At 74.3% G+C, this 4449-nt stretch carries 4 protein-coding genes; 2 read left to right on the top strand and 2 right to left on the bottom strand.

Annotated elements, in window-relative coordinates; genetic code table 11:
• Positions 1 to 1183 (bottom strand): hypothetical protein (locus tag AB0C76_RS41020; RefSeq protein ID WP_359975799.1); only part of this gene is annotated, 1183 nt, incomplete at its 3' end.
• 378 nt (positions 1184 to 1561) lie between these two features.
• Here AB0C76_RS41020 and AB0C76_RS41015 point away from each other — a divergent pair.
• Complete coding sequence (locus AB0C76_RS41015) at positions 1562 to 2665, top strand: NADH:flavin oxidoreductase/NADH oxidase (protein WP_359975796.1); 1104 nt, start codon at positions 1562 to 1564, stop codon at positions 2663 to 2665.
• A 45-nt stretch (positions 2666 to 2710) separates the two neighbouring features.
• Here AB0C76_RS41015 and AB0C76_RS41010 read toward each other — a convergent pair whose 3' ends face one another.
• The gene (locus AB0C76_RS41010; protein ID WP_359975794.1) at positions 2711 to 3292 is read right to left on the bottom strand and encodes an alpha/beta fold hydrolase; all 582 of its coding nucleotides are present in this window, start codon (positions 3290 to 3292) and stop codon (positions 2711 to 2713) included.
• Between the two features lie 263 nt (positions 3293 to 3555).
• Here AB0C76_RS41010 and AB0C76_RS41005 point away from each other — a divergent pair, with 263 nt between their 5' ends.
• On the top strand, positions 3556 to 4401 hold the full coding sequence (locus AB0C76_RS41005) for a PIG-L family deacetylase (protein WP_359975791.1): 846 nt from the start codon (positions 3556 to 3558) through the stop codon (positions 4399 to 4401).
• Positions 4402 to 4449 lie beyond the last annotated feature (48 nt).

The raw sequence follows: 4449 nt of genomic DNA, 5'->3' as shown, positions 1-4449 counted from the left end.
CGACGGCCGTGGCCACCACGGCGGGGTCGGCCGCGGCCGCCGTGGCGGGGCCGCGCGTGGCGGCCTGCCGGCGCAGCTCGGCATCGGCCGCGGTGAACTGCTGGAAGTCCTGGAGGGTGTGCAAGGCGGCGTCCCGTTTCGCTGGGGAGGAGTCGGGGCGGAGGTCGGCTTCGAGCAGGTCGGCGAGGATGCCCTGGAACACGGGCGGCCGGCTCCCGGCCGCCGCGATCACTCCCGCCGTGACCTGACGGTCCGCCAGCAGGCCCGTGTAGGTGGCGAAGTCGCCGGCAAGGTCCTGCCCGGGGACGGCCTGGACCACGGCCAGCGCGTCGCCGCCCGCCGCGTCGGCGGCGAGCGCGCGGGCCTGCCAGGCGGCGGTCAGCCGGGGCAGCACCTCGTCGGTGGCGGTGCCGAAGGCCCGGTCGGTGTGCAGGGTCGCCGCCACCGTCCAGCCGGCCAGCGCGAGCAGCAGGACGGACGCGGCGAGCAGGCACGGGTTGAGCCGCCGGTTGAAGTGGCGGCTCAGGAAGCGCTGCGTGCCGACCAGCAGCACCAGGGCGAGCACCGCGGGGGCGAGCACGCCGAGCAGCACGGCCGGGGCGAGCCATCCGCTCTGCCGCTGCCGGACCAGTTCCTCCTGCTCGGCGGCCCGCAGTTGCTGGACCTGGGCGAGGACTCCGTCACCGGGTTTGTGCATCAGGTTCGAGGCGTAGCTCAAGTAGGCAGTGCCGAGGGCCCCTTGGCCCTCGGTGGCGTGCGCCTGCTCGATCAGGCCGGTGTACTCGACGAGCAGTCCCTCGACCGCCTGCAGTCGCCCGCTCCCGGCCGGCCCGGTCGCATCGTGCTCGGCGGCCCGGGCCAGCGCCTGGTGGGCCGATTTCAGGTCGTCCTGGTAGCGCTGCCCCGGTCCGCCCAGGCGCACCGTCCCCGAGGCGAAGCTCCCGGCCGCGACCCGGTCCGCGTCGGCGAGCAGGTACGACAGCTGCGCGATGTCGACGAGGGCCGGAACGGCGTGGGCTTCGGCGGCGGACACCGTCGTGTGCGCGCCGGAGAGCGCCGCTTGCAGCGTCCCCCACAGCGCCGCCGTGCACAGGACCAGCGCGACCAGGGTCCGGCGCAGCCGGCCCGGGGTGGTGGGCGGCGCGGCGGGCATGCCGCCGAAGCGGTGCGACCGTGACCTCACGCCGACAGTGGCCGCCATCCGCATCCCGCCCCCTGCTCGGCCCGCCAGGAGCCCGACGGATCGTCGCCCACCCTAGCCGCGCGACCGCGGGTCGGCCACCGGAAAGCGGGATGTGACGGATCGTCAGCGGGGAGCGGGGAGCCCCGCTGCCGTCCGCTGCCCGCCGTCCGCCGCCCGCCTCGCGAGCTGGCCCGTGCTGCTCGCGGCGGGCGGCGCCGGGGCCGCCAGTGGCTCCGTCGCCCCCGAACGTCTCGGCGCCGACGGGCGGGGGCTCGCGAGAAGGCCGCGGAGGGAAAGCCCGCCCTTGCAATGGCAAGCGTCCGCAACTATTGTTCCAGCAGATAGTGCACCTGCAATCAATGCCGCCGGGGAGCCGCCATGAGCACGACCCTCTTCACCCCCTACACGCTGCGGGAACTGACCGTCCCCAACCGCGTCTGGATGCCGCCGATGTGCCAGTACAGCGCCGCGCCCGACGGCGGGGCGGCCGGGGTGGCGACGGACTGGCACTTCACCCACCTCGCGGCGCGGGCGGCCGGCGGCACCGGACTGATCATCGTGGAGGCCACCGCCGTCTCCCCCGAGGGCCGCATCAGCCCCTACGACCTCGGGCTGTGGAACGACGCCCAGACCGAGGCGTTCCGGCGGATCACCGCCTTCCTGAAGGAGCAGGGCAGCGTCGCCGCCATCCAGCTCGGCCACGCCGGGCGCAAGGCCTCCACCGAGCGCCCCTGGGTCGACCGCGGGCGCGCGCTCGCCCCGCACGAGACGCACGGCTGGACCCCGGTGGGCCCCAGCGCCGTCGCCTTCTCCCCCGAGCACACCACGCCGGATGAGCTGACGCGCGATCAGATCGGCCAGATCGTGCGGCAGTTCGCGGACGCCGCCCGGCGCGCGCTGGAGGCAGGCTTCCAGGCCGTCGAACTCCACGGCGCCCACGGCTACCTGATCCACCAGTTCCTCTCCCCCGCGAGCAACCGCCGCACCGACGAGTACGGCGGCTCGTTCGAGGGCCGGACCCGCTTCGCCCTGGAGGTCGTCGACGCCGTGCGCGCCGTGTGGCCCGAGGAACTGCCGCTGCTGTTCCGCGTCTCGGCCACCGACTGGATCGCCGAGAACCCCGAGGACGGGCGCGAGGGCTGGACGCTGGAGGAGAGCGTGCGCCTGGCCAAGGAGCTCCAGGCCCGCGGCGTGGACCTGATGGACGTCTCCACCGGCGGCCTCGTCCCCGACGCGAAGATCGACGCGGCGCCCGGCTTCCAGGTGCCCTTCGCCGAGGCGATCCGCAACGGGGCCGGCATGCCGGTGGCGGCCGTCGGCCTGATCACCGAGCCCGCCCAGGCCCGGGACATCCTCGCCGCCGGCCGGGCCGACGCCGTCCTGATCGGACGCGAGCTGCTGCGCAACCCCTCCTGGGCGCGCCACGCCGCCGCCGCGCTCGGCGGGCAGGTCCACTCGCCGGTGCAGTACCACCGCGCGTGACGCACGGGCCCGCTCGCCCGCAACCGGGCGAGCGGGCCCCGGCGCTCAGGCCGTGAGCAGCTCGGTGACCAGCCGCACGGCCTCCGGCACCTCGACGTGGTCGTCCGGGGTGGCCCCGAAGTGCCCGCCGGTCGCCGTCAGGACGCCGGTCGCACCCAGGCCCTCGACGAACAGGCGCACGTGCTCGGACGGGTCGGGCTGGTTGACCGGGTCGTCCATCGCCTGCAGGACCCGGAATCCCCGGGCCGTGCGGCGGATGCGCGCCCAGTCGAAACCACCCTCGAAGAACTCGGCCAGCTCGTCGTAGCCGACCTCGTGCGCGGAGCCCGCGACCAGCACCACGCCCGCGAACACCCCCTGAACCTCGGGGTCGTACTGCTCCAGGAAGCGCAGCACGTTGACCGCGCCGATGCTGTGCCCCACCAGCACGGTCGCCCCGGCCGGCCCCGCCGCCTGCACCGCCTCGCCGTAGACCTTGCGCCACGGCTCGCGCCGCGGGGCGTCGCTCTCCGGCAGGCGGGGCACGGTGACGCGGTGCCCGACCGCCGCCAACTGCTCCGTCAGGTACGGGAACCACACGCTGTCGTCGCTCGCGCCGTACCCGTGCGACACCACGATCTCACCCATGATCGATCCACTCCCCTGGCAAATCGAAACGCTCCGTCGTGTTCCGATTGAACGTTACGCAGTGCCACCAGCGCTAGCCGCACCGGGCTTCGGGCCCGGTGGTGAAGCGATGTCCGAACGCTGCCCTGCGCTCCTCTGACGCCCCTGCCCACGTCGCCCTGTTCCTGGACGGACTGCGCGGCGACGGGCAGAAGTGATGTGACCGGCGGCACCGCCCTGACGCAGACTGTGACCTGAACAATCGACCGACTGAGGACGGACCCATGGCTGACCGGCCGCTGACGCTGATGGCAGTGCACGCCCACCCGGACGACGAGGCGACCGGAACGGGCGGCGTCCTCGCCCGCTACGCCGCCGAGGGCATCCGCACCGTACTCGTCACCTGCACCGACGGCGGCTGCGGCGACGGCCCCGGCGGCGTCAAGCCGGGCGAGCCGGGGCACGACCCGGCCGCCGTCGCCGCGCTGCGCCGCAAGGAGCTGGAGGCCAGCTGCCAGGTCCTCGGGGTGGGCCACCTGGAGATGCTCGACTACGCCGACTCCGGGATGATGGGCTGGGCGTCCAACGACGCCCCCGGCTCGTTCTGGGGCACCCCCGTCGCCGAAGGCGCCGCCCGCCTGGCCGACCTGATGCTGCACTACCGGCCCGACGTCGTCGTCACCTACGACGAGAACGGCTTCTACGGCCACCCCGACCACATCCAGGCCCACCGCATCACCATGGCCGCGCTGGAGCACAGCGGGCTGACGCCCAAGGTGTACTGGACCACCGTGCCGCACTCGACGATGCGCCGCTTCGGCGAGGCCATGCGGGAGTTCGCCGAGGACGAGCCGCAGCCGGAGCGGTCCGAGGCGGGCAGCGAGGCCGAGCAGATGCCGGAGATCGGCCTGCCCGACGAGGCCGTCACCACCTGGGTGGACACCACCGAGTTCGGCGGCCGGAAGTTCGACGCGCTGCTGGCCCACGCGAGCCAGGGCGAGAACATCTTCTTCCTGCGCATGGGCAGGGAGCGCTTCACCGACCTGATGGGCCTGGAGACCTTCGTGCGCGTGCGGGACACCACGAACGCGCCGCTGCCCGAGGACGACCTGTTCGCCGGCCTGCGCTGACGCCGGGTCACGCCCGCGCCGACGGTGCACCGCTCGCGAGCGGTGCAC

The sequence above is a fragment of the Kitasatospora sp. NPDC048722 genome (assembly GCF_040650235.1).
Taxonomy (GTDB): Bacteria; Actinomycetota; Actinomycetes; order Streptomycetales; family Streptomycetaceae; genus Kitasatospora.
Note: the sequence above shows the minus strand (reverse complement) of the source record. Positions and strands in the feature narration are given on the sequence as shown.